The following is a 20,359-nucleotide window of genomic DNA, read 5'->3' as shown; positions in this document are numbered from 1 at the left end:
CAACGAGCCAGGCGGCAAGCGAGGGAGCTTCGATGGTCCAGACTGTGCGAGCGGCGGTACGGGTCGCCCCGGGAACGACGCAGATGCAGGAGTTCGCGCTGCCGTCGATCGACGACGACTCGGCCCTGCTGCAGGTCGAGGTCGCGGGGATCTGCGGCACGGATGTGAAGATGTACGCCAACCCGCCCGCCGTGATCCAGGGGCGGGTGATCATGGGGCACGAGAACGTCGGCGTGATCACGCAGGCGGGCGCGCGGTTCCGGCAGCGCCACGGGCTCGAAGAAGGCGACCGGGTGTTCGTCGAGCACTACGTCGGCTGCTTCAACTGCGAATGGTGCCGCCTCGGCGAGTACCGGCACTGCGAGGCCACGGACTGGCGGACCAACCCCGACGGCCGCCGCTTCGGCTACACCTCGGCGGAAAACCCCGGCACGCTCTGGGGCGGCTTCAGCGAGTGCATGTACCTGCCGTGGAACTCCGTGCTCCACAAGATCCCCGACACGATCAGCCCGGAGCTCGCCGGGATGGTCATGCCGCTCTCCAACGGCATCGAGTGGGCACTGCTCACCGCCGGCGTCGGGTACGCCGACACCGTGCTGATCCAGGGGCCGGGCCAGCAGGGCCTCGCGCAGCTGGTCGCCGCCAAGACGGCCGGGGCGTCGAAGATCGTGGTGTCCGGCACGACCCGCGACAAGGCCCGCTTCGAGCTGGCCAAGGAGCTCGGTGCCGACGAGGTCGTCGACGTGCTCACCGAAGACCCGCGCGAGAAGATCATGGACCTCACCGGGGGCCGTGGCGTCGACATCGTCCTCGACTGCACGTCGCGGGCCGGCACCGCGCCGGTGCTGCTCGGGGTCGACGTGCTCAAGCGCCGCGAAGGGACGCTGCTGATCCAGGGCGAGCTGGCCGCGTTCCCGGATTTCCCGGTCAAGAAGATCACCGAGAAGGCCATCACGATCAAGTCCGCGCGCGGGCACTCGTTCCGGGCCTGCGAGCTCGCCGTCGAGCAGCTCGCGTCGGGCCGCTTCCCGCTGGAGAAGCTGGCGACGCACCGCTACGGCATCGACCAGGTCGACCACGCCATCCGCGTGCTCGCCGGGGAGACCGACGAGGACGCGATCCACATTTCGCTGATGCCCTCGATGATCGGCCAGGCCGGCGGGGCGGTCGTCCGATGAGCGGAATCGTGGTCACGAACCCGCCGCGCCCGGCCGAGGAGGTCCGCGACGGCCTCGGCCGGTTCGGCGTCGCCACCATCCACGAAGCCCAGGGCCGCCGCGGGCTGCTGGCCGCCGCGCTGAACCCGATCTTCCCGGGCTCGCACATCTCGGGCACGGCCGTGACCGTGAGCGTCGCGCCGTGCGACAACTGGATGATCCACGTGGCCGTGGAGCAGTGCCGGCCCGGTGACGTGCTGGTCGTCGCGCCGACGTCGCCCTCGGACGCCGGGTACTTCGGCGAGCTGCTGGCCACCTCGCTCAAGGCGCGCGGGGTCCGCGGCCTGGTCATCGACGCCGGCTGCCGCGACATCGCCGAGCTGCGCGCGATGCCGTTCCCCGTGTGGTCCCGGGCCGTGTCGGCGGAGGGCACGGTGAAGGAGACTCTGGGCTCGGTCAACACTTCCGTGGTCTGCGGTGGGCAGCTCGTGGAAGCGGGAGACGTGATCGTCGCCGACGACGACGGAGTGGTCGTGGTGCGGCGCACCGAGGCCGGCGAGATCCTCGCGGCTTCGGCCGCGCGTGAGGAGAAGGAAGCGCGATTGCGGGCCCGCTACGCCGAAGGTGAGCTGGGCCTCGACGTGAACTCGATGCGCGAGCGCCTGGCCCGCAAAGGCCTGCGCTACCTGGACCACGACGAGTACCTCAAGGAGGTGCGCGACCGGTGATCATCGACAGCCACGGGCACTACACCACGGCGCCGGCGGCGCTGAGCCGCTTTCGGGCAGCGCAGCTCGACGGTGAACCCGCGGTGCTCGAGCCGGTGTCGGACGACGAGCTGCGCGAAAGCGTGGAGGACAACCAGCTGCGGGTGCTGCGCGACCGCGGTGGTGACCTGATGTTGTTCTCGCCCAAGGCTTCCGGCATGGAGCACCACGTCGAAGACCCCGCCGTGGCGAACGCGTGGGCCCGCGCGTCCAACGACCTCGTCCACCGCCTCGGCGAGCTGTACCCCGAGCACTTCGCCCCGGTCGCGCAGCTCCCGCAGACCCCCGAGGGCAATCTCCCCGGCGTGGTGGCCGAGCTGCGCCGCACCGTGGAAGAGCTCGGTTTCGTGGGCGTGAACCTCAGCCCCGACCCGTCCGGCACGTGGGCGGGCAGGCCGCTGACCGACGAGTCGTGGTTCCCGCTCTACGAGGTCCTCACCGAGCTCGACGTGCCGGCCATGGTGCACGTGTCCTCGGCGTGCAACCCGAACTTCCACACCCTCGGCGCGCACTACCTCAACGCCGACACCAGCGTGTTCATGCAGCTGCTGCAGTCGAAGCTCTTCGACCGGTTCCCCGGCCTGCGCTTCGTGATCCCGCACGGCGGGGGAGCGGTGCCGTACCACTGGGGGCGCTACCGCGGCCTGGCGATGCGCAACGGCTGGCCGGACCCGGCGCAGTTGCTGGCGAACGTCTTCTTCGACACCTGCGTGTACCACCAGCCCGGCATCGACCTCCTGCTCGGCGTGGTGCCCGCGCGCAACCTGCTCTTCGCGTCCGAGATGCTCGGCGCGGTCCGCGGCGAGGACCCGGAGACCGGCATCGCCTGGGACGACACGAAACGCTACGTCGAGCGCGCCGGCCTCACCGCCAGGGACCGGGCGGCGATCTTCGAAGGCAACGCCCGGCGGGTCTACCCGCGCCTCGACCGGCGGCTCACCGCCGGTTCCCCTGCCGTGTCCGATGGGCGGCCCGCCGCCGGAAAGGTGGCTCGATGAGCCGGCTCCCGATCACCTTCGCGTGCGGTGACTACGACCGCACCCGCGCCGTCGAGGACGGCTCGATCCGCCCCGACGGCCTCGACGTGACCTACCTGCGGCTCCCGGTCGAGGAGACGTTCTTCCGCATGCTGCGCCACGGCGAGTTCGACGCGTCGGAGATGTCGCTCTCGACCTACGTCGCCTCCCTCGACCGCGACCCGGCGCCGTTCGTCGCGCTGCCGGTGTTCACCTCGCGGATGTTCCGCCACGGCGGCGTTTTCCTCAACACCGCCGCCGGCATCGAGAAGCCGGCCGACCTCCGCGGCAAACGCATCGGCACGCCCGAGTTCCAGCTCACCGCCGGCGTGTGGATCCGCGGCATCCTGGCCGACCACCACGACGTGCCGCTCGATTCGGTCGCGTACTTCACCGGTGGCCAGGAAACGCCCGGCCGGATCGAGAAGGGCGCGGTCTCCACCGGCTTCGACATCCGGTCCGTTCCGGACGGTCGCACGCTCTCGGAGCTGCTCGCCACCGGCGAGATCGACGCGCTGCAGAGCCCGCGGATCCCGAGTTCGTTCGTGGCCGGGGACGGCCGGGTCGCCCGGCTGTTCCCCGACACCGTGGCGGCCGAGAAGGAGTACTACGCGGCCACCGGGATCTTCCCGATCATGCACGTGGTGGTGCTGCGCCGGGAGGTCTACGAGCGCCACCCGTGGGTCGCCCAGTCGCTCACGAAGGCGCTCACCGCGGCCAAGAACGAGGCGTACGCCCGGATCTACGACGCGTCGGCGCTTCGGTTCATGGAACCGTGGGCCAACCAGCACCTGGAGGACGCGCGCGGACTGCTCGGCGCCGACTACTGGTCCTACGGGCTGGCCGCCAACCGGCACGTGCTGGACGTGTTCCTGCGCTACCACCACGAACAGGGGCTCTCGTCGCGCCTGCGCACCGCCGACGAACTGTTCGCGCCCGAGTCCACGGAGTCCTTCGTCATCTGACGAAGGCGTGGTCCGCGTTCGCCGGCCGGCCGAGGGGGCCGGCCGGCGAACGCGGTGTGCTCAGGCCGCGCGCAGGAGTTCCTTCAACGCCACTTCGGGATCGGCAGCGAGGTGCGGCGCCACGGTGCGGCCGGCCTCGAGGAGCTTGCGCACGGCCATGTAGTCGCGGGGCGAGTTCACGGCGTCGATCGCGATGAGGCGCCCGCCGCGGTAGTAGAAGAGCGAGAACCGTTCGGTGCCGGGATCGCCGCGCAGCACCGTTTCGTCGTAGCCGCTGCTGATCCCGGCGATCTGGAGCTTCAGATCGGCCTGGTCGGACCAGAACCACGGGATCCCGGTGGCCGGGGCGGGCAGGTCGAGCAGGCTGGCGGCCGCCGTTTTCGCCTGGGCGATGGCGTTCGGCACGGACTCCAGCCGCAGCGCGCCGTGGTCGGGGTGCGCCACGACCGTGCAGTCGCCGGCGGCCACCACCCGGGCCACGCTCGTGCGCGCGGCCTCGTCGACCACGATCCCGCCGGCACACGCGAGGCCGAGCCGTTCCGCCAGTTCGGTGTGCGGGACCAGGCCGACCCCGACCACCACCACGTCCGCGGGCAGGGTGCGCCCGTCGGCGAGGCCGACGCCGGTCACCCGGTCGCGGCCCAGGAGCTCCGTGACCCCGGTGGACAGCTCGACCTCGGTGCCGCGCCGCTGGTGCGCGGCGAGGTAGAAGGCCGACATCCGGGGCGCGACGGCGCGGGCGAGCAGCCGGTCGGCCGCCTCGACCACGGTCACGTTCTTGCCGGCGGCGGTGGCGGCCGCGGCGGCCTCCAGCCCCACGAAACCCCCGCCGACGACCACGACGTCGCGCGCCGCGGCGAGGTCGTGGCGCAACCTCACGGCGTCATCGACATCACGCAGGTAGTGCACGCCGGCGAGCTCGGCGCCCGGGATCCGGAGGCGGCGGGGGGTGCCGCCGGTGGTGAGGGCGAGCCGGTCGAACACCAGCGTGCGGCCGGACCTGGTCACGGCGAAGCCGCTGCCGCGCTCGGCATCGGTGAGGGTGATGCCCTCGATCCACTCGCCGCGCACGAGCTCGATCCGTTGCGCCGCGTAGAAGTCCGCGCCGCGCAGCGCGAGCCGTTCCTCGGGCAGCTCGCCCTTGAGGAACGCCTTGGACAGCGGCGGCCGCTGGTACGGAAGCCGGGTTTCCCCGCCGACGACCGTGATCGGCCCTGGCTCGCCCAGCTTGCGCAGCGCGGCGGCCAGCTCCACACCCGCTTGGCTCGCACCCACCACCAGGGTGCCGCTTCCCTCCACCGCCATGGCTCCTCCGTTGGCTAGACCATTAGACCTTAGCGGAAGACGGCGTTCGGTGCGAGAGGTGCTTTCGCACGGTGGTGCGAGGTTTTTCCGGCTGTTACTCGGCTTCGTGCGACACGCGCTGCGCGGTCCGGGCGATGTGCTCGCTCATCACGCGCTGGGCGGCGGCGAGATCGCGGGCGCGGATCGCCTCGGCGAGCTCCCGGTGTTCGCCGACACCGCGCTTGCCCATGATCGGGGCCTGCTCCCGGGCCTCGCGCAGCGACATCAGCAGCGGTCCGTGGAAGCTCTGGATCAGCATCGTCAGCGCGCTGTTGTGGGCGCACTCGGCGAGCCGGATGTGGAACCGCGCGGAGATGTCCACTGTGTACTCGCCGTCGTCCACGGCGGTCTGGCCCTCTTCGACGAGCGTGAACAGCGCGTCGATGTCCTCGTCGGTCGCCCGCTCGACGATCAGGGGCAGGGCGCCGATCTCGACGATCTTGCGCGCCTCGGTGACCTCGCCGGCGGTGAGCACGGACATCGAGAGGAGATCGGCCAGTCCTTCGCCGACGCGGTCCGTGCTCGGCGCGGTGAGGAAGGCGCCGCCGTGGGCGCCGACCCGGATGGTCACGAGCCCGGTGGCCTCCAGCACGCGAAGGGCCTCGCGCACGGTCACCCGGCTCACGCCGAAGCGCTGGCAGAGGTCGCGCTCGCTCGGCAGCCGGTCGCCCGGGGCGAGGGCGCCTTCGCGGATCAGGACCTTGATCTGGTCCACGATGACCTGGGAGACCCGAGACGTGCTCACACGGCTGAAGAGGTCGTCCTTTGCGCCGCGCCCTGTTGCAGCCATGTGCCCACCTAGTTTTCGTCGATGCCGGAAATGCACCGTAGCTTAACAGTCAATGGTCTGACCTTACCGCACCAGGCCTGGTCAGGGCTCGACGCCGCGTGTCGGCGGGTCACGACCCGGCCAGAAAACCCCACTGGACCATTGCTTTGGACTGACAATTAGTCCTACGCTCCCACCCATGCTGAGCCGAGAGAAGCCGGCACTGTCCACCACGGCAGGCCGTGATGCTGCGCACATCGATGTGGGAGCCACGGGCGGAGTCGCACACCTCGAGGCCCGGGGTGTCGCGATCGAGTACGCCAAGCCTGGGTCGAAAGAGGTGACGACGGCCGTCGAACAGTGTGACCTGACCTTGGAGCGCGGCGATTTCGTCTGCCTCGTGGGGCCGTCCGGCTGCGGCAAGACCACCCTGCTCAACGCGGTCGCCGGGTTCGTCGAGCTCGCCGAAGGCGCGCTGGAGCTCGACGGGCGGCCGATCCCGGGCCCCGGGCCCGACCGGGCGATGGTGTTCCAGCACGCCAACCTGCTGCCGTGGCGGACCGTGCAGGCCAACGTGAGCTACGGCCTCGAGCTCGGGAAGAAGGTCAAGAAACAGGCGGCCAAGGAGCGCGCCGACGAGCTGCTGGAGCTGGTCGGCCTGGCCGGAGCCGGGCAGCAGTACCCGGCGCAGCTCTCCGGTGGCATGCAGGCCAGGGTCAACCTCGCCCGCGCTCTCGCGGTGGAGCCGGAGATCCTGCTGCTCGACGAACCGTTCGCCGCCATCGACGCGCAGACGCGCGAGGTGCTGCAGGTCGAGCTGCTCAGGGTCTGCGCCGCGCGCGACGTCACGGCGCTCTTCGTGACCCACGACATCACCGAAGCGGCGTTCCTCGCCGACCGGGTGTGCGTGTTCAGCCCGCGGCCCGGCCGCATCGTCAAGGAGATCACGGTGCCGTGGGCCCGCCCGCGCTCGCACGAGATCCGCCGGACGCCGGAGTTCGCGCAGCTGCGCGACGAGATCGCCGACGTGCTCTACGGCGCGAAGGCCGGCGCCGGCGCGGAGGGAGCCCGATGAGCGTGACCTCTTCGCACAAGCCGGCCTCGCCGGTCGAGTCGCGGCCCGCCCGACCGAAGCCGCGCGCCCGCCGCGCCGACAACCGCCGGCTGCCGTCGTGGCTGAGCGAGCAGCGCCTGTGGGGCATCGGCGCCGTCGCCGTGGTGCTGATCGCGTGGGAGGTCGTCGCGCTGCTGCGGCTGCAGCCCCAGCTGATCCTGCCCGGTCCGGTCGACGTGATCGACGCGTTCGGCGCGATGGTCCAAGGTGGACAGCTCTGGATCGACCTGTGGACCAGTGCCCAGGAACTGCTGGCCGGCCTCGCGCTGGCGGTGGTGATCGGCCTGCCCGTGGGGCTGCTGATCGGCTGGTACAAACGGATCGCGTGGGCGCTCAACCCCTTCGTGAACTTCCTCTACGCCACCCCGCGCATCGCGCTCACGCCGCTGCTGATCATCTGGCTCGGCATCGGCAGCTCCTCGAAGATCGCGATCGTGTTCCTGATGGCCCTGTTCCCGGTGCTCATCAACACCGCGCAGGGCGTGCAGTCGCTCGAACAGGGCACGGTCCGCGTGGCCCGGTGTTTCGGGGCGAGTGACCTCCAGCTGTTCCGCACCGTGGCCCTGCCGGGCACCGTCCCGTTCATCGCCAGCGGGATGCGGCTCGCGGTGGGCCAGGCGCTGATCGGTGTTTTCGTGGCCGAGCTCAGCGGTGCGCAGCACGGGGTCGGCATGACGATGAACACCGCGGGGCAACAGTTCCAGACGGCCACGGTCTTCGCCGGCCTGGTCATCTTCGCCGTGGCCGGGGTGATTCTCACGGCGCTGCTGCGCCGGGTGGAGAAGCACTACGCGGCCTGGCGCCTGAGCAACGACTGACTGCGCTTCCCGTCCCCACCACCATTCCCAAAGGACAGAACAATGAAGTTCAAGTCTGGTGCCCTCGGCGTCGCCCTCGTCACGGTGCTCGCCGGGTCGGCCCTCACCGCGTGCGGCGGTTCCTCGGACGCCGGCGCCGACGGTGCCATCACGGTCAGCTACAGCGAAGAGGTGGCCGACGAGCTGCCGCTGTGGATCGCTTCGGAGGCCGGCTACTTCAAGGAGCAGGGCCTCGACGTCAAGCTCATCAAGCTCGACAGCAACCAGGGCTACCCGGCGCTCATCTCCGGCCAGACGCAGCTCGCCTCGATGGGCGGGTCGCAGATCGTGGCCGGCACCGCGGCGGGCGGCGACGTGAAGGTGCTGGCCGCGCTCACTCCCGTGCTGCCGTATCAGATCTACGCGAACGTGGCGACCGCCCAGCAGTTGCGGGGCAAGAAGATCGGCTACACCACGAAGAGCGGTTCGCAGTACATCGGCACGCTGCAGGCGCTGAAGAAACTGGGCATCAGCCCCACCGACGTGAACCTGGTCCCGCTGGGCTCGGTCACGAACGTGAACAACGCGCTGCTGGCCAAGACCATCGACGCCTCGGCCACGCACCCGCCGGCCAGCCTGAAGTTCGAGGACGCCGGGCTGCACATGGTGATCGACATGGCGAAGGAGAAGATCCCCAACATCAACGTGGGCATCTCCAGCACCTCGGAGTACCTCAAGGACCACCCGGACGTGGTCGGCAAGTTCATGGCCGGTCTGAAGAAGGGCTTCGACCGCGAGCGGTCCGACGAGGCCTACTCGACGAAGATCCTGGGCGCCCACCTCGGGGTGACCGACCAGCGCGCGCTCGACGCGACGTGGAAGTACTACGCGGGCGAGGTGCTCACCGATCCGCCGCTGGCGACGGTCGACCAGCTCAAGTCGTCCCAGGAGTCGCTGGAGGGCTCGGTGAACGGTGTGGACAAGGTGGATCTGGCCTCGCTCATCGACTCGTCCTTCGTGGACAAGGCGTTCGGCGGCAAGTAGACAGCCGGGGAAAACGAGCGGTGCCGGGTCGGTTTCCGACCCGGCACCGCTCGGTTCTGTCCTCTGTGGTCAGTCTTCGGGCTGCGTGGCGCGGCGCAGGTCTTCGGCCGTGAGCAGGTTCGGGTCGAGGGCGACCTCGGTGCGCAGCGTGAGCGCCGCGAGGATCGTCTTGCGCACCCGCCGCCCGTCGAGGCCGCGCAACCCCTTGGCCAGCTCCGCGCGCAGATCGGCGTCGCCGGCGAGCGGCCCGAGCGCGGGCCACTGCCCGGCCAGCTCGGCGAGCGAGGACGCCACGATCTGCTCGATCACCTCGTCGCCGGGCAGCGTCGTGCTCATGACCAGGTCGGCCCGCGACAGCACGGCCTCGTCGACCGCGTCGACGAAGTTGGTCGTGGCCACCAGCACCAGGTTCGGGCAGCGGGCCCGCAGCTGGTCGAGACCGGACAGCACGGCGTCGGTCGCGCGGTGGACGTCGACCGGGTTCGTCTCGAACGACGCGGAGCTGCGGCGCACGGCGAGCGCTTCCACCTCGTCGATCAGCACCACGGTGTGCGGCCGCCGCGCGGCCAGTTCCGGCAGCGTGTCGAGGAACAGCTTCGACACGGCCCGCTGGCTCTCCCCGAGCATGTCGCTGGGGAACGCGTGCGGGTCGACCTCCACCAGCGTGGTGGCCCCGCGTTCGGCCACCTTCAGCGCGGCGGCCTGCGCGAGCCCTTGCGCCAGCGTCGTTTTCCCTGTGCCGGGCGGGCCCGCCAGCATGATCAGGCCGTGCGGCGCGCCGGAGAGCCCGGTCAGCCGCCGGCCCTGACGCAGCACGAGCAGCGCGGCGCCGAGCAGCCGTTCCTTGGTGCCCGGCGGCACGATCATCGAGTCCCACGGGCCGTCGTGGTGGTCCGAGGGCAGCGCGTGCAGGCCGATGACGCCGGGTGGGAGCGTCCGTTCGCTCACGGCCACGTCGGCCGGTCGAGTTCGGGCCACACGACCGTGTTGACGTCGCCGGCCTGCGCGTCGCGGATGTGGTCCGGCGGCTCTTCGAAGAGCACCCGCGGGTCCATCAGCGCGCGCATCGTCTCGAGCAGGCTGTCGAACATGTGGATGCGCACGACCCGCGCGGTGTTCTCCTTCGAGTCGTTGAAGTGCTGGTGCCACAGGAAGTGGTCGACCACGATCAGGTCGCCCTTCTTCCACGGGTGGTTCTCGCCGCCCTCGGGCTCGGTGCCGAGGTAGGAGTGGCCTGCGCCTTCCACCACATAGAGCCACGCCTCGCCGGCGTGGCGGTGCATCGACTGCTGCCGGCCCTGGCCGATCTCGAACATCGCCATGGTGATGCCGGACGCCTGGTACCCGATCGCGCGGTCGAGCAGGAACGTCGTGCGCGTGCCGCGGGGGGTGTTGAGCATTTCGAGCTCGTCCCAGTCCGTGTGCAGCCGGCCGCTGCGGCGCTTCTGCTGCTCGTTGCCGAGGCGGCGCAGGCGGCGCGCGTACGCGTCGTCTCCCGCCGCGTCGGGGGCGCTGAACTCGGGCCGGCCCGGGAGGTTCTCCACCGGCTCGTGGCCGCGGTCGTCGAGGATCGACATGCCCATGGTGGCGAGCATCGGCTCGCTGGAGAAGGTGAGGTAGCGGAAGGTCGCCGAGGTGTCGTTGCCCGAGCGGTGCCAGGCCCACGCCGGGAGGTGGGCCGAATCGCCGGGGGCGAGCCGCACCCGCTGGCCGTCGATCTCCAGCCAGCCTTCGCCGCCGACGCCGAACACCATCACGTCCCAGGAGTGCCGGTGGATCGTGGTGACCTTCCCCTGGTCCACCTCGTGCACGAGCGCGTCGATCGAGCGGGTGGGGTTGTCGCCGTCCTCGCCCATGTACACGCCGGTGCGCATGCCCCGCGCGGTTTCCGCGAGCTGCACGTCTTCGCTGCGGATGATCGTGCGGTGGTTCGCGCGCCAGTCTTCGAGGAACTTCGCCCGCCGGGCCTTCTGCTGGTGGTAGTGGCTTGTTTTCGTCGTCGTCTTCGTCGACACCGAGCCTCCTGATTGGCAGGACCATTGTACCTTCGGCATTGTGGCCCTCCGGGGTGGCTCGGGCAAGTATGGACTTTTGGTCAGACCATCAGGCACCATGGCGGGACCGTCCGTCCGACCCGCCGCCGGGAGTCCCGGTTCCGGGTCGTGTTCCCAGGAGGCAGGCTTGCCCGAAGCGGTCCCGTCCGTCCGGCCCGGCTTCGATCGTGACCGCCGCGGTGGCGTCCGATGAAGGTCGCCGAGGTCCTGCGCAACCGCGATTTCGACTTCTACTGGGGCGGCGTCGTGCTGTCCCAGATCGGCAGCCGCGGCACGATCGCCGCCAACCTCTACCAGGTCTACGAACTCTCCGGTTCGGTGGCGCAGACCGGGCTGGTGGGCGCCGCGCAGGTCGTGGCGCTGGTGGTGCTCAGCCCGCTCGCGGGCGTTTACGCCGACCGGGTCGACCGGCGCCGGCTGCTGCAGTGGTCGCAGGCGGTGGCCCTGGTCGTGGCCGTCGCGCTCGCGGCGACGAGCTTCGCCGGCCACGCCGACGTGGTGCAGGTGGTCGGCTCGGTCGTGCTCACCACGGCGGCGGCCACCTTCGACCAGCCCGCCCGGCAGGCGCTGATCCCGGCGCTGGTTCCGCGCGCGCAGCTGCCGCAGGCGTTCGCGCTGCTCAACCCATCGCGCGAGCTGGCCGTGCTGCTCGGCCCCGCGCTGTCGGGCGTGCTCATCGCGGTGAGCGGGCCGGGCCTGATGTACGCCGTCGACGCGGTGACCTACCTCGTGCTGATGGTGACCCTGGCGCTGCTGCGGATCCCGCACCTGCCGGGGTCGGGTGACCACATCACCCTGCGGGAGCAGTTCGTGGAGGGCGTCCGGTTCGTGCTGGGCCGGCGGATCGTGTGGCAGATGGTGCTGCTCGACCTGGTGGCGACGGTGTTCGCGGCGTACCGGGTGCTGCTGCCGACGCTGGCGATCGACCGGCTGCACCTGGGGGCCACGGCCTACGGCCTGCTCTCGTCAGCACCATCCGCGGGAGCGCTGGTCGCGACGTACACGGTGTTCCGGGTGGTGGCCCGCAGCAAGCGGCTCGGCAAGGTCCTGCTGGCCTCGACGATCGCGTACGGCCTGAGTGCCGTGCTGCTCGCCTGGGCCGGTGATCTGCTGCTCGCGCTGTTCGCGTGCCTGCTGCTCGGCGCGTTCGACGCGATGGCCACCACGATCCGGCAGGCCGCGGTGCAGCTCGAGACCCCGGATTCGTTGCGGGGGCGCGTTTCCGCGATCTACCAGATGGCCTCGCGCGGCGGCCCCGCGCTGGGCGACACCGTGATCGGTGCGGCCGCGGCGGCGGCCGGGCCCGCGCTGGCGCTGATGGTCGGCGGGCTCGCCACCGTGGCCTTCGCGATCGGGCACTTCGGCCGGACCAACCCGGTGCGCGCCTACGCCGGGGCGAAGGCCCAGGAGGCCACGCAGCCGTGAACCGCCGTGCCCCGCGAGTGTGACGACTTCGCACGAAATGCCACATTCCGGTAGTGCGGACCCGCTCGCCGTGGTCTGATGTCCTCCGCGATTCGCGGAGGCGGGGGACACGGCGTGACGGGAAACGGGCGGGGATGAACGACACCTGGAGCATTCCCGGGTTCACCGAGGTGGACGTGCTCGGCATCGGTGGCTTCGGCCGCGTCGTGCTGGCCAAGCACGAGGAATCCGGACAGATGGTGGCGATCAAGTACCTGCGGGCGGAGTACCTCGCCGACGCGCGGATCGCCGACGGGTTCCGGCGCGAGGCGTGGCTGCTGGCGGGTGTCCGCAGCCCGCACGTGGTCCGGCTCTTCGACTTCGTGGAGACGCCGGACGGCGCCGCGCTGGTCATGGAGGCCGTGCCCGGCGTGTCGCTGCGCGCGCTGCTGGCGGCGGAGAACGTGCTCGCGCCCGAGTCGGCCCTGGCCGTGCTGAAGGGTTCCCTGCTCGGCCTCGCCGACGCGCACGCGGCCGGGGTGGTGCACCGCGACTACAAACCGGGCAACGTGCTGGTGTCCGGGCAGGGCGAGTCGAAGCTCGTCGACTTCGGACTGGCCACTTTGGACGGCCACAACGGCCTGACCGCCGGCTCGCCGTCGTACATGGCGCCGGAGCAGTGGTCCGGGCAGCCCGGGATGCCCGCCACCGACGTGTACGCCGCGACCTGCGTGTTCTACCAGTGCGTGACCGGGCAGCCGCCGTTCCGGGCGGACACGACCGAGGGGATGCGCGCGCTGCACCAGGCGGCGCCGGTGCCGCTCGACGCCGTGCCCGAGGGGCTGCGGGCCCTGATCACACGCGGCATGGCCAAGGACCCGGCGTGGCGGCCGGCCACGGCGCACGCGTTCGTGACGGAGCTGGAGACCACGGCCCGCAAGGCCTACGGGAAGAACTGGGAGAAGCGCGGCTGGAAGCGGCTCGCCACCTCCGCCGCCGCGCTCACCGCCCTCACGCCGCTGGCGTTGCTGGCCGGCGCCGGCACGGCGGCCGCCCCGGTCGGCGCGGGCGCCGTGGCTGCGGGAGTCGGCGGCGGGGTCGGGGGCGGAGTGCCGGCCACGGGCGCCGGGGCGACCGCCGTGATCGCCGGCAAGATCGCCGCCGCGGTCCTGATCGTCGGCGCACTCGTCGCCGGGGGAGTGGCGGTGTTCGGCAACCACGACGACCCGCCCCCGCAGGCGGCGGCGCTCACCGTCGCGATGCAGACCGAGACCGGGCGCGACCAGGCCCTGCCGGTCAGCTACGACCTCCAGTTCCCGCAGGTGTCCGGCGGCGCCGATCCGGCGGTGCGGCAGCGGATCAACGCGGCGTTGCGCGCCCCGGTCGACAAGCGGCTGAAGGCGATCCGCGACGGCGTGACCTCCTACCGCGACATGTTCCAGGAACGCGGCGACACGGCCGCGGCGCACACGAAGGCCCAGATCCTGCTGCGGACGCCGAGCCTGCTTTCCGTGCGCTACCAGCACGATCTCGACTCCGACGTGCTGTCGCACCCCACGTGGCGGTTCCCCGAGATGGTGAACGTCGACCTCGGCACCGGGCAGGCACTCGGCCCGAAGGACGTGTTCCGGCCCGAGGTGCTCACGGCGGCCGGCATGGCCACCCTGACGCAGCGCCTCGAACCGCACACGCAGTCCGGGTTCCGCACCGTGGTCTCGGTCGACGGAGACGGGCGCAAGACCGACCTCGACGCCGCGGACAGCGTCGACGGCGGCGACCACGTGCCGGCGGCGAGCTTCGGGTTCACCGAGACCGGTCTGCAGTTCGAGCTGCTCTGGTACGAGCTGGGTGCCACCACCGCGGACGGGCAGGAGACCGTGACCGTGCCCTACGGCGAAGTCGGTGACCTCCTCACGCCGAAGCTCCTGACCATGGTCGGCAAGCCCGGGGCCGCTTCGTCGGCGTCGGCGTCGGCGGCTCCGACCTCGGCTTCCGCGCCGCCGTCGAGCGCTTCGGCGCCCTCGATCGAACAGACCCCGAACGGCCCCACTTACACGAACCCCCGCTTCGGCTTCACGGCGCTGATCTCCGAGAGCTTCGTGCCGGCCCCGTACTCCCCGCCGAATGGCGACGGCGCGACGTTCAGCAACCCCGACACGAACTCGACGCTGACCGTGTGGGGCGCCAACTCGAGCCAGTCCGCGGCCCAGACCCTGGCCGCCGCGGCCGCCGCGGTGGAAGCGGACGGCGGCCGCGTGACGTACCGGAAGGACGAAGGCGACCGGTACTCCCTGTCGGGTTTCCAGTCCGACGGCAAGATCTTCTATGAGCGCGGGTTCACCGGCTCCGCGTCGATGGCCGCGCTGCGCTGGGTCTACCCGGCGGAGGACAAGGAGCAGTTCGACGGGCTCGTCAACACCACAGTGGAGGGTTTCAAGCCCGGCGACCTATCCCGTCCGCACTGAGCCCGGTCGGTCTGCATTCGGGAGAACTCACCTTGGCTGTCCTGACCTCGGCCGGCCGCGCGCGGTGACGTACAGCCGGGCGAGGGCGGCCGGCAGGTCCCGCGGTTCGGTGATCACGTGGTACTCGTCCGGGTCGCACATCGTGCGCAGGTAGTCGCCGCCTGCCGGGTCGACGGTGATCAGGTACGGCCGCACCCCGGCCCGCCGGGCTTCGGCGAGGGCGCGCGTGGTGTCGGCGAGCGCGTAGTCCAGCACGGCGTCTTCGCCGTACTGCTGCCCGTAGTCGAGGTCGAAGGGGCGGCCGTCGGAGAGCAGCACGAGCAGCTTCGTCGGGGCGTCGTGGGCGGCGAGCCGGCGCGTGAGGTGGCGGATGGCCGGGCCCATGCGGGTGGTGTGCTGCGGCACGAGCCCGTCGAGCCGGCGCGGGGTCGCCGGGGTGCGCGGTTCGTCGAGGGCCTTCACCACCGACACCACCACGTTCTCGCGGCCGGTGCCGGAGAAGCCGTAGATCCCGTAGCTGTCGCCGACGCGCTCCACCGCTTCGAGCAGCAGCGCGACCGAGTCCCGTTCCAGGTCCAGGATCCGGCGCACCCCGGGGAAACCACCCTCGGGCAGGCGTTCGGCGGTCGACGAGCTCAGGTCCAGCGCGAACGCGACGGCCACCTCGCGGGCCACCGGCTCCAGCGCGCTGTACACGGCCTCGCCCGGCGTGCGGCCGGCGCGCAGGTCGGTCATGGCTTCGACGCAGGCGTCGAGGTCGAGGTCGTCGCCGTGGCGCAGGCGCGTGCGCCGGCGGCGGCCGAGCGGAGCCATCCGTTCCAGCTGCGCGGTGAGCGCCGGCAGCAGTGCGTGGTCGCGCTCCACCGCGGCGCGGTGGCCGCTGCCGCTGCGGCCCGACCGCGGCCGCTTCTCGCGCACGAGGCACCAGTCGGGGAGGTACCGGCCGGCGCGGTGGTCCCACTCCGGGTAGGTGAACTCGTGGCGGCCGTGTGCGTGCACCGGACCGGTTTCCGCGTGGTGGTGGTCCTCGAGGTCGGGCCCGTGGTCGTGGGGCAGCGGCTCGGGCGGCCGCTGCACCGTGGTCACGTCGACCTGTCCGCTCTCGGCCGCCAGCGAAAGTTCGGTGAACTCGTCTGCCGCCGTGGTTTCCGCGGTCTCCTCGGCGGTCATCCGCAGGATCGCCTCGGTGAGCGGCATGCCGGAGGCCTGCTGGCCGAGGTAGCGCGGCCCCGGCACGTCCCGGTAGCGCACGGGCGCGAACCGGACGTCGAACACCTCGTCGCCTTCGAGCCGGAACTCGGGCCCCGGCAGCGTGAAGTCGTCGGCCACCACGTACTTGCCGAACACGTACTTGCCGAACACCAGCTCGCCGAACACCAGCTCCTCGTCCGGGCCGTCGGCCGGCACGAGGTTCGGCAGCCCCGCCAGCACCCCGTAACACCGGAGGGTCGCCTCGGCCGTCGATTCCACTGTGGACCGCGGATCAGCCAGCACGCGCGCCACCGCGGCCATCCGCGCCACCGCCGGGTGCACCGAGCGCGGCAGCCGGATCGACGCGGCGCCGAGACTCAGCCGCACCAGCGCCTCGGCCGCCGCCGAGCGGGCCGGCAGCGCGGCGAGGTCCGGCCTCGTGGCCAGCTCGCCGGCTCGCACCCGCTCGTAGTCCGGCGCCAGCCCGGGGAACAGTCGCAGGGCCGCGGTGTCCACGCGCAGGTCTTCGAGGACGGTGAACACCTCGACCGCGAGCGCCGTGCGGCCGAACAGGCCCGCGAAGCGATCGAGCCCGCCCCGCAGGTCCGCCGGGCGCAGCCGCCGGAAGAACGGCTCCGGCCGCGCGAGGTCGAGCCCGAACGTGCCGAGCTCGTGGTGCAGCGCCCGGTGCGTCACCGCCACCTGGTACCACGACCGTCCTGAATGGACGTGGGACGGCAGCCGCACGGTGGTCGCCGTGTCGGGCCGCTGGCGCGTCTCGGCGTCGTCTTCGTAGGGCACCAGCTCGCACGCCCGCCCGCACAACGCGCGGTAGTACAGCGAGAGCGAGCCGGTGAGCTGCGCCAGCGCCGCCGTCATGCGGCGAACACGGCGTGGGTCACCTGCCGGACGGCGTCCTGCACGTCCCGGTCGTCGCTGGTGGCCAGCACGAGCGCGAGATCGCACGCGCGCCGCGGCGCCACGCCCCGGCCGATCAGCGCGCCCGCGTGCACCAGCAGCCGGGTGCTCGGGCCCTCGACCAGGTCGGCCGCGTCGAGGTTGCGGATCCGGGCCCCGAGCGCGGCCAGCGACTCGGCCACGTCTGCGGGCACGCCGGCCTCGTGCGCGACAATCTCGGCCTCGAGGTCGGCGTCCGGGTAGCCGAACTCGATCGCCAGGAACCGCTGGCGGGTGCTCGGTTTGAGGTCCTTGCTCGTGGCCTGGTACCCGGGGTTGTACGACACCAACAGCAGGAAGTCCGGGTGCGCCACCACGGTGGTGCCCAGCCGTTCCAGCGGCAGCGTCCGCCGGTGGTCGGTCAGGGAGTGCAGCACCACGGTGGTGTCCTTGCGGGCCTCCACCACCTCGTCGAGGTAGCAGAGGGCGCCGGTGCGCGCGGCCCGGGTCAGCGGCCCGTCGAGCCACGTCGTGCCCTCGGCCGAGAGCAGGTGGCGCCCCACGAGGTCGGCGGCGGTGAGGTCGTCGTGGCAGGTGATCGTGACGAGGGGTTCGTCGGGTGGCGGCCCGGTGCGCTGCTTCGCGATCTCCCAGGCCATGTACTCGACGAACCGGGTCTTGCCGCAGCCGGTGGGTCCTTTGAGGAGCACCGGGATGCGCTGGTCGTAGGCCGCGCGGAAGAGGTCGACCTCGTCGCCGGCCGGCAGGTAGAAGGGCGCGGTCACCGGGCGAACTCCCCGGTCTGCTCGCGGCGGATCCACGACACCGGATCGGGTGCGTAGTCGCGGTGGTAGTCGCCGGGGTAGTTGATGCCCGGCACCGCGGGGATCCAGTCGTACTCCAGGTGGTGCGTGCCGCCGAGGCTGCCGGCCAGGCGCACCACGCGTTCGGAGTCGAGCGCGGTGATGCGGCCCTTGTCGATGATCTTCACCCACTCACCCGTGCTGCGCCGCCGGATCTCGTAGGTGGCGAAGAGGTTGTGCACGTGGGGGAAATGCATCGTCGGCAGCTTGTTCTCCTTGGCGTAGGAGAGGAAGGTCTGGTCCCAGTGCTCGGCGCCGAAGCCGAAGTGAATCACGCCGGCCTGCGCGCGTTCGGGCAGGTTCGTCCAGGAGTCGTTGTACTTCCACAGGGTCTCGATCTGCCGGTAGCTCTTGGGGTTGGTGCCGATCGACGCGTCGTTGAAGTAGGCCCAGCCCGGGTACGGGAAGCCGGGGTAGTGCGTGTCGCGGTAGCGTTCCACGACTTCGCGCCACAGCTCGCCGTAGCGGCCGCCGCCCTCGATCTTCGTGATCATCCCGGACTCGATGGTCACCGACGCGTGCGGGAAGTAGCCGGTGTGGTTGCTCGTGCCGCCGACCACGCCGTTGAGCGTGGGCATCAGGGTTTTCGCCTCGCGCAGGAAGGTCTCCGCCGGGTGGCCGAACCGGATGCCCTGGATCGTCGAGCCGAGGATGTGGCCGGAGATGTAGGCGCCCTTGGGCCACAGCTCCGCCTGCTGCTCGCTCACCTGCCAGCCGAGGTCCGTCCCTTCCGGACTCGTGATGCGCACCTCGGCGGCGTCGCGGAACGCGTCGACCACCATGAGGTCCACGGTCCGCCAGATCTCGTCCGGGATCCCGTTGGCCCGCGAGATGAAGTCCTCGTAGGTCGAGTACACCCAGTTGTTGCGGATCCGCTTGCCGGCGGCGCGTTTCCAGTGCGAGCGCCCGGCTTCGCCCGCGTACACGCCGGTGTAGCCGGGCCGGTCGTCGAGGTAGCGCTTCAGCGCCGCGGCGGCGACGTTGAACTCGATGCCCTCCTCGATCATCGGCGGCAGCCGGTCGGTGATCTCGCGCCACCCCTCGGCCGCGCTGTACTCCTTCACCTCCATGCCGAGGTCGGTCACGTCGATCCGGTCCACGCGTTCGACGCCGATCTCCAGCAGCGCCTGGCGGATCGCCTCGAACACCGGCTCGTGCTGGTGCGGGAACGTCACGATCAGCAGCTCGTCGCCGGGCCGGACGTCGCCGAGCGCCGAGCGGCCGTAGCGGCGCCGCACGTGCGCCCGCGCGATCGGCATCAGCTCCTCGAGGTCGTCGGTGCGCTCCTGGAGGAGGTAGCGCGGGAACCGCGGCGCCGGGTAGTCGAACCCGGGCAGGGGAGCGGGCACGCCGGGGGCGTCGTCGGACAGGGGGTACGGGGCGGTCATCGGCGGCCTCTCGGGTCAGTGCGCGGGCAGGACGATCGCGTCCTCGGGCTCGGGCTGCAGGAAGATCGGATCGCCGTGGGCGAGGCCGACCTTCTCCTTGTAGACGCGGACCTTCACCACGTCGTCGCCGAGCCGCACGTAGTAGTCCCAGCAGTCGCCGTGGTAGATGCTGAACTCCACGGTGCCCTTCCACGCCTCGGCGTCGTGCTGCTTGCGGGAGAACCCGAAGCTCTCGGGCCGCATGAACACGCTGACGGTGTCACCCGCGCTCAGCTCGGCGTTGGCGCTGCAGATCAGGCGGCCGGGCCCGACCTGCACGCACACGCCGGTGTCGAGCACCTCGGTCACCACACCGGTGAGCGTGTTGGACACCCCGAGGAACCGCGCGGTGAACTCCTGCTGCGGCCGCGCGTAGATCTCCTGCGGGCGCCCGCGTTCCACGATCGAGCCGCTGTTCATCACCACCACGTCGTCGGACACGGCCAGCGCCTCGTCCTGGTCGTGCGTGACGAACACCGTGGTGATGCCGAGCCGCTGCTGCACCGCGCGGATCTCGTCACGCATCCGGTCGCGCAGACCGGCGTCGAGGTTGCTCAGCGGTTCGTCGAGCAGCAGCACCTTCGGCTCCCGCACCAGGGCGCGGGCCAGCGCGACCCGCTGCTGCTGGCCCCCGGACAACGCCGGGGCCGGGCGCTCGGCCAGATCGGCCAGGCCCACGAGGTCGAGCGCCGCCAGCGCTTTCGTGCGCGCCGCCGCGGGCCGGAACCGCGGTTTGTTGACCCGCAACGGGAACATCACGTTCTGCACCACCGACATGTGCGGCCAGATCGCGTACGACTGGAACACGATGCCGATCGGCCGGCGGTGCGCGCCGGCGAACACGCCGTTGCGCGGGTCCGACACGATCTTGCCGTCGAGCTCGATCGCGCCGGCGTCGGCGCGTTCCAGCCCGGCGATGAGGCGCAGCGTGGTGGTCTTGCCGCAGCCGCTGGGACCCAGCAGGGTCACCAGCTTGCCCTCGGCGATCTCCAGGTCGATCCCGTCGACCGCGTTGGCCACCACGGTCCGGCCCGGGAATCGTTTCGTCAGTCCGGTCAGCCTGATCATCTTCGGTTCCTGCTCTC

The 20,359-nt window shown here is 71.3% G+C and carries 17 protein-coding genes; 9 read left to right on the top strand and 8 right to left on the bottom strand.

Annotation, left to right across the window (positions count from 1 at the left end):
• Nucleotides 1-32 precede the first annotated feature (32 nt).
• The 4 genes from VSH64_RS16415 to VSH64_RS16400 are packed head-to-tail and all read left to right on the top strand — an operon-like array spanning nucleotide 33 to nucleotide 3,905.
• A complete protein-coding gene (locus VSH64_RS16415) occupies nucleotides 33-1,178 on the top strand; it encodes a zinc-dependent alcohol dehydrogenase (RefSeq protein ID WP_326836469.1) in 1,146 nt (381 codons plus the stop codon).
• Nucleotides 1,175-1,885, top strand: a complete 711-nt coding sequence (locus VSH64_RS16410; protein WP_326836468.1) for a 4-carboxy-4-hydroxy-2-oxoadipate aldolase/oxaloacetate decarboxylase — start codon at nucleotides 1,175-1,177, stop codon at nucleotides 1,883-1,885. Before VSH64_RS16415 ends, VSH64_RS16410 begins: the two co-directional genes overlap by 4 nt.
• A complete protein-coding gene (locus VSH64_RS16405) occupies nucleotides 1,882-2,922 on the top strand; it encodes an amidohydrolase family protein (protein WP_326836467.1) in 1,041 nt (346 codons plus the stop codon). Before VSH64_RS16410 ends, VSH64_RS16405 begins: the two co-directional genes overlap by 4 nt.
• Nucleotides 2,919-3,905, top strand: a complete 987-nt coding sequence (locus VSH64_RS16400; protein WP_326836466.1) for a substrate-binding domain-containing protein — start codon at nucleotides 2,919-2,921, stop codon at nucleotides 3,903-3,905. Before VSH64_RS16405 ends, VSH64_RS16400 begins: the two co-directional genes overlap by 4 nt.
• Nucleotides 3,906-3,965: 60 nt before the next feature.
• On the opposite strand, the gene VSH64_RS16395 is transcribed toward VSH64_RS16400, so the two are convergent.
• Together VSH64_RS16395 and VSH64_RS16390 are read right to left on the bottom strand one after the other, a co-directional pair.
• A complete protein-coding gene (locus tag VSH64_RS16395; protein ID WP_326836465.1) occupies nucleotides 3,966-5,210 on the bottom strand; it encodes an NAD(P)/FAD-dependent oxidoreductase in 1,245 nt (414 codons plus the stop codon).
• A gap of 94 nt (nucleotides 5,211-5,304) precedes the next feature.
• Entirely contained in the window at nucleotides 5,305-6,039 is a 735-nt protein-coding gene (locus tag VSH64_RS16390; RefSeq protein WP_326836464.1) for a FadR/GntR family transcriptional regulator, read from the bottom strand.
• A gap of 178 nt (nucleotides 6,040-6,217) precedes the next feature.
• On the opposite strand from VSH64_RS16390, the gene VSH64_RS16385 reads away from it, so the two are divergent.
• The 3 genes from VSH64_RS16385 to VSH64_RS16375 are packed head-to-tail and all read left to right on the top strand — an operon-like array spanning nucleotide 6,218 to nucleotide 8,973.
• Nucleotides 6,218-7,093, top strand: a complete 876-nt coding sequence (locus tag VSH64_RS16385; protein ID WP_326836463.1) for an ABC transporter ATP-binding protein — start codon at nucleotides 6,218-6,220, stop codon at nucleotides 7,091-7,093.
• Entirely contained in the window at nucleotides 7,090-7,950 is an 861-nt protein-coding gene (locus tag VSH64_RS16380; RefSeq protein ID WP_326836462.1) for an ABC transporter permease, read from the top strand. The genes VSH64_RS16385 and VSH64_RS16380 overlap by 4 nt, the downstream gene beginning before the upstream one ends.
• Nucleotides 7,951-7,992: 42 nt before the next feature.
• Nucleotides 7,993-8,973 carry an ABC transporter substrate-binding protein gene (locus VSH64_RS16375; protein ID WP_326836461.1) on the top strand — a complete coding sequence of 327 codons (981 nt, stop codon included), beginning with the start codon at nucleotides 7,993-7,995 and terminating at the stop codon, nucleotides 8,971-8,973.
• Between the two features lie 69 nt (nucleotides 8,974-9,042).
• Here VSH64_RS16375 and VSH64_RS16370 read toward each other — a convergent pair whose 3' ends face one another.
• Together VSH64_RS16370 and VSH64_RS16365 are read right to left on the bottom strand one after the other, a co-directional pair.
• Nucleotides 9,043-9,921 (bottom strand): AAA family ATPase, encoded by an 879-nt coding sequence (locus VSH64_RS16370; protein WP_326836460.1) that lies wholly within the window; start codon nucleotides 9,919-9,921, stop codon nucleotides 9,043-9,045.
• On the bottom strand, nucleotides 9,918-10,988 hold the full coding sequence (locus VSH64_RS16365; protein WP_326836459.1) for a cupin domain-containing protein: 1,071 nt from the start codon (nucleotides 10,986-10,988) through the stop codon (nucleotides 9,918-9,920). The genes VSH64_RS16370 and VSH64_RS16365 overlap by 4 nt, the downstream gene beginning before the upstream one ends.
• 228 nt (nucleotides 10,989-11,216) lie before the next feature.
• Here VSH64_RS16365 and VSH64_RS16360 point away from each other — a divergent pair, with 228 nt between their 5' ends.
• Both VSH64_RS16360 and VSH64_RS16355 read left to right on the top strand, forming a co-directional pair.
• Nucleotides 11,217-12,452 carry an MFS transporter gene (locus tag VSH64_RS16360; protein ID WP_326836458.1) on the top strand — a complete coding sequence of 412 codons (1,236 nt, stop codon included), beginning with the start codon at nucleotides 11,217-11,219 and terminating at the stop codon, nucleotides 12,450-12,452.
• 134 nt (nucleotides 12,453-12,586) lie between these two features.
• The gene (locus VSH64_RS16355) at nucleotides 12,587-14,896 is read left to right on the top strand and encodes a protein kinase domain-containing protein (RefSeq protein ID WP_326836457.1); all 2,310 of its coding nucleotides are present in this window, start codon (nucleotides 12,587-12,589) and stop codon (nucleotides 14,894-14,896) included.
• A 27-nt stretch (nucleotides 14,897-14,923) separates the two neighbouring features.
• Here the strand turns inward: VSH64_RS16355 and VSH64_RS16350 are convergent, their stop codons facing one another.
• From VSH64_RS16350 to VSH64_RS16335, 4 genes are read right to left on the bottom strand one after another with little or no spacing between them, the layout of a single operon-like run.
• Nucleotides 14,924-16,966 carry a nitric oxide reductase activation protein NorD gene (locus tag VSH64_RS16350; protein WP_326836456.1) on the bottom strand — a complete coding sequence of 681 codons (2,043 nt, stop codon included), beginning with the start codon at nucleotides 16,964-16,966 and terminating at the stop codon, nucleotides 14,924-14,926.
• Nucleotides 16,963-17,769, bottom strand: coding sequence for a CbbQ/NirQ/NorQ/GpvN family protein (locus tag VSH64_RS16345; protein WP_326836455.1), 807 nt, complete (start codon nucleotides 17,767-17,769; stop codon nucleotides 16,963-16,965). Before VSH64_RS16345 ends, VSH64_RS16350 begins: the two co-directional genes overlap by 4 nt.
• Nucleotides 17,766-19,235 carry a M29 family metallopeptidase gene (locus VSH64_RS16340; RefSeq protein ID WP_326836454.1) on the bottom strand — a complete coding sequence of 490 codons (1,470 nt, stop codon included), beginning with the start codon at nucleotides 19,233-19,235 and terminating at the stop codon, nucleotides 17,766-17,768. Before VSH64_RS16340 ends, VSH64_RS16345 begins: the two co-directional genes overlap by 4 nt.
• A 15-nt stretch (nucleotides 19,236-19,250) precedes the next feature.
• Nucleotides 19,251-20,342 carry an ABC transporter ATP-binding protein gene (locus VSH64_RS16335; RefSeq protein WP_326836453.1) on the bottom strand — a complete coding sequence of 364 codons (1,092 nt, stop codon included), beginning with the start codon at nucleotides 20,340-20,342 and terminating at the stop codon, nucleotides 19,251-19,253.
• Between the last annotated feature and the right edge of the window lie 17 nt (nucleotides 20,343-20,359).

The organism is Amycolatopsis rhabdoformis (assembly GCF_035918295.1).
In the GTDB taxonomy this organism is placed as follows: domain Bacteria; phylum Actinomycetota; class Actinomycetes; order Mycobacteriales; family Pseudonocardiaceae; genus Amycolatopsis; species Amycolatopsis rhabdoformis.
This window is presented reverse-complemented; position numbering and strand designations above follow the sequence as displayed.

Bases quoted from the DNA above. Each gene is read 5' to 3' on its own strand.
- VSH64_RS16415 (WP_326836469.1), top strand. From the start codon at position 33: ATGGTCCAGACTGTGCGAGCGGCGGTACGGGTCGCCCCGGGAACGACG.
- VSH64_RS16410 (WP_326836468.1), top strand. From the start codon at position 1,175: ATGAGCGGAATCGTGGTCACGAACCCGCCGCGCCCGGCCGAGGAGGTC.
- VSH64_RS16400 (WP_326836466.1), top strand. From the start codon at position 2,919: ATGAGCCGGCTCCCGATCACCTTCGCGTGCGGTGACTACGACCGCACC.
- VSH64_RS16395 (WP_326836465.1), bottom strand. From the start codon at position 5,210: ATGGCGGTGGAGGGAAGCGGCACCCTGGTGGTGGGTGCGAGCCAAGCG.
- VSH64_RS16390 (WP_326836464.1), bottom strand. From the start codon at position 6,039: ATGGCTGCAACAGGGCGCGGCGCAAAGGACGACCTCTTCAGCCGTGTG.
- VSH64_RS16385 (WP_326836463.1), top strand. From the start codon at position 6,218: ATGCTGAGCCGAGAGAAGCCGGCACTGTCCACCACGGCAGGCCGTGAT.
- VSH64_RS16380 (WP_326836462.1), top strand. From the start codon at position 7,090: ATGAGCGTGACCTCTTCGCACAAGCCGGCCTCGCCGGTCGAGTCGCGG.
- VSH64_RS16375 (WP_326836461.1), top strand. From the start codon at position 7,993: ATGAAGTTCAAGTCTGGTGCCCTCGGCGTCGCCCTCGTCACGGTGCTC.
- VSH64_RS16360 (WP_326836458.1), top strand. From the start codon at position 11,217: ATGAAGGTCGCCGAGGTCCTGCGCAACCGCGATTTCGACTTCTACTGG.
- VSH64_RS16355 (WP_326836457.1), top strand. From the start codon at position 12,587: ATGAACGACACCTGGAGCATTCCCGGGTTCACCGAGGTGGACGTGCTC.
- VSH64_RS16350 (WP_326836456.1), bottom strand. From the start codon at position 16,966: ATGACGGCGGCGCTGGCGCAGCTCACCGGCTCGCTCTCGCTGTACTAC.
- VSH64_RS16340 (WP_326836454.1), bottom strand. From the start codon at position 19,235: ATGACCGCCCCGTACCCCCTGTCCGACGACGCCCCCGGCGTGCCCGCT.
- VSH64_RS16335 (WP_326836453.1), bottom strand. From the start codon at position 20,342: ATGATCAGGCTGACCGGACTGACGAAACGATTCCCGGGCCGGACCGTG.